Raw genomic sequence first — 3030 nt, 5'->3', positions numbered from 1 at the left:
ATGCCCAGGCCTTGGCGGCGCTGCTCGAGGAGGCGCCGGACAACGCCGCCGTGTGGCTGCACAAGCTCGGCCAGGACATGCAGGAAAACAAGCATGAGGCCGCCCGCGCGGACCTCGCCCGCGCGGCCCAGGCCAGGCTCTACGACGACTACACCGGCGCCAGCCTGCAGGCGCTGGCCAGCGGCGTGAACGTGCTGCCGCCGCCGGCGGCCACGTTCGACCCGAAGGCCGGCGCCGGCGCGGCCGGCGTGCAGGCGATGATGATGTTCGGCATCGCCGGAACGCAGCCGCAACCGGGCCTGCGCGACGTCGCCGACCTGTGCCAGGGTGCCGGCACCGACCAGCCGCTCGACGCCGATTGCCGCCAGCTCGGCAAGGCGCTCGAATGGGGCTCCAGCCCGCTGTCCCGTTCGCTCGGCCTGCACCTGCGCGAAATCCTCGCCGGCGACGAAGCCGGGCGCACGCAGGCCCTGCGCGAGCGGCGCGACCTCATCTGGCAGGTGCGGCAGTTCGCCCAGCTCGCCTCGCGCGCACAGGCCGACAAGGCCCAGGCCCAGCACCTGCTGTCGCTGGCCCGCAACGGCGGCACCGAGATGAGCCTGATGCTCACGGCCCTGCGCGATGCCGGCGTGCCGACGGAGGCCCCCGTCGGCTGGGAGCCGCACACGGCGGCGAACGGCGGACAGGAAACGGCAAACTAGGTGCACCCGCGCCACGGATGCCTGCGCCCGCTCGCGCTTCCGGACAGCATCCCGCACGACGCCCGTTCCCCGTTTCCCCTTCCCAAGCTACCCTTGCCCCACCTTTCCCAACGGGGGCGGCCGATGCTGACGGTGCTGGTGGCAAGCAGCAAGGGCGGGTGCGGCAAGAGCACGCTGGTCACCCAGCTGGCGTCGCACTTTGCGCAGGAGGGCAAGCGCACGGCGATCGTCGATACGGACCGACAAGGCTCCAGCTACCGCTGGGCCATGCTGCGGCCGGAAGGCACGCCGGGCGTACTGGGGCTGGAAAGTCGCCGCGGCCTGCACAAACTGCCGCCGGACACCGACCGCGTGCTGGTCGACACTCCCGCCGGCGGCAGCGAGCGCGAACTGGAGCCGCTGCTCGACCAGGCCAACGCCGTGCTGGTGCCGGTGCTGCCTTCGTCGTTCGACCTGCACGCCACGCAGGCCTTTCTGGAACAACTGGCCAGCGTCCCCCGCATCAAGCGCGGCAAGCTGCCGGTGGCGCTGGTGGGCAACCGCCTCAAGCCGTGGACCCATGCCAGCCAGGATGCGCTGGTGCAACTGGCCGAAGAGGCGCCCTTCCCGGTCGTCGCCGAGCTGCGCGACAGCCAGGCCTATGTGCTGCTCACCGCCCTGGGCAAGGGCATCTTCGACTACCACTCCGAACAGGTGCGCAGCCAGCAGCAGGACTGGCTGCCGCTGTTGCGCTGGCTCAAGCGCCAGCATTGATGCGAGGGTTGCCATGCAAGAGCTGATTCTGTTGCGACATGCCGAGGCGGTGCCCGCGCCGGCCGGCGGCGAGGACCTCGACCGCACGCTGAGCCCGCGCGGTGAACAGGAGGCATTGGCCGCCGGGCACTGGCTGGCCGCGCACGGCGCACGCCCCGATCGCCTGCTGTGCTCGCCTGCCCAGCGCGCCCGGCGCACCGCCGAACTCGCGGCCAGGTCGGTCGCTCCCACCGGGGCGATCGGCCTGGCCGAGGAGATCTACGACGCCAGCCCGGGCGAGCTGCTTGCCCTGCTCGACCAGCACGCCGATGCGCGCAGCGTGCTGCTGGTGGGCCACAACCCCGGCATCGAGCGGCTGGTCGCGCTGCTGGTGGACGGCCGCTCCGACGATTTCCGCGGCATGCCGCCGGCCGGGCTGGCGGTGCTGCACCTGCAGGGCGGGCTGGAGCCGGGCAACGCACGGCTGGATGCGTTCTGGTCACCCTGATGCGCGCAGCGGCCCTCGTCACGCTGCTGGCCGCCGCGCCCGCATCGCACGCGGTGCCGTCCCAGCGGTGGCGCATCGAGAGCCCGCCCTCGCACGTGGACTTCGGCGTGCGGCTGCTCTGGCTGCACACCATACGCGGCCGCTTCGAACAGCTCGCCGGCGCGATCGAGCCACGCGCCGACGGCCGTGTGGTGGTGGACGCAAGCGTTGCGGTGGACAGCCTGGCGATGCCGTCGCAGCGCCTGCGTCGCTGGGTGCTGGCCGGCGAGTTCTTCGATGCGGCGCGATACCCGACGCTGCGCTTCGTCTCCGCGCCGGTGGCGCGCGCGGTGCTCGACGACGGCGGCGCGCTCGACGGCCAACTGACCCTGCGCGGCGTCACCCGCCCGGTGCGCCTCGAACTGCTCCCAGCGCGCTGCACTGCCGACGCCTGCACGATCGAGGCGCACGGCCAGCTGCGGCGCAGCGAATTCGGCATGACCGATCACCACGCCGTGCTGTCGGACCGCGTGGAACTGACGCTGTCGATCGCGATTGCCCGCATGCCCGATTGAACGGCCGCACGCAATGGATGCGCGGGCCGGACTGAAGCGCGCCGCACCCTGCGGGGAAGTTTGAGGCTGCGCCTGGCTGAACCCGGGCGCAGCCCTGGAATCGACGCGGGACGCACGGCCCGTATCATGCGACCCATGCATTTGCGCCGCCTCGCCCCGTACGCCCTGCTCGCCGCCGTCGCGTTGCTCGCGGGCTGCACGCTGTCGCGCGCGCAGATCCGCCGCGCCGATGCGGTGGTCGCTGCCACCACCGCGGGCGCGTCCAGCTGCGACCGGCCCGATCGTTGCGCGCACCCTTCGCCGCTGCTCGAGGCGGCGGCGCAGGCGCTGGCCGAGTCGACGCCCGCCCGGCCGCAGCACCTGGTGGCGCTGCTGGACGCCAGCGAGCCCGCGCTGGTGGCGCGGCTGGACCTGATCCGCGCGGCGCGCCGCACGATCGACGTGCAGACCTACATCTGGGACCAGGACGACGCCGGCCAGCTGGTGCTGGACGAGCTGGTGCTGGCGGCTCGGCGCGGCGTGCGGGTGCGCATCC

General features: G+C 72.9%; 3 protein-coding genes and 2 pseudogenes. All 5 read left to right on the top strand.

Translation table 11 applies throughout. The features are described 5' to 3' along the window. Positions 1-701, top strand: a pseudogene (locus HOQ08_RS03635) (hypothetical protein); the annotation flags it as partial. A gap of 123 nt (positions 702-824) precedes the next feature. Next, entirely contained in the window at positions 825-1454 is a 630-nt protein-coding gene (locus HOQ08_RS03630) for a ParA family protein (RefSeq protein WP_291191755.1), read from the top strand. A gap of 13 nt (positions 1455-1467) precedes the next feature. Next, positions 1468-1941, top strand: coding sequence for a histidine phosphatase family protein (locus HOQ08_RS03625; RefSeq protein WP_291191752.1), 474 nt, complete (start codon positions 1468-1470; stop codon positions 1939-1941). Next, positions 1941-2495: a YceI family protein gene (locus HOQ08_RS03620; RefSeq protein WP_291191749.1), complete on the top strand. Its 555-nt coding sequence runs from the start codon at positions 1941-1943 to the stop codon at positions 2493-2495. Before HOQ08_RS03625 ends, HOQ08_RS03620 begins: the two co-directional genes overlap by 1 nt. Positions 2496-2630: 135 nt before the next feature. After that, a pseudogene (locus tag HOQ08_RS03615) lies at positions 2631-3030 on the top strand (phospholipase); the annotation flags it as partial.

This window comes from Frateuria sp., assembly GCF_013362045.1.
Lineage (GTDB): Bacteria > Pseudomonadota > Gammaproteobacteria > Xanthomonadales > Rhodanobacteraceae > Frateuria_A.
This window is presented reverse-complemented; position numbering and strand designations above follow the sequence as displayed.

Bases quoted from the DNA above. Each gene is read 5' to 3' on its own strand.
- HOQ08_RS03620 (WP_291191749.1), top strand. From the start codon at position 1,941: ATGCGCGCAGCGGCCCTCGTCACGCTGCTGGCCGCCGCGCCCGCATCG.
- HOQ08_RS03625 (WP_291191752.1), top strand. From the start codon at position 1,468: ATGCAAGAGCTGATTCTGTTGCGACATGCCGAGGCGGTGCCCGCGCCG.
- HOQ08_RS03630 (WP_291191755.1), top strand. From the start codon at position 825: ATGCTGACGGTGCTGGTGGCAAGCAGCAAGGGCGGGTGCGGCAAGAGC.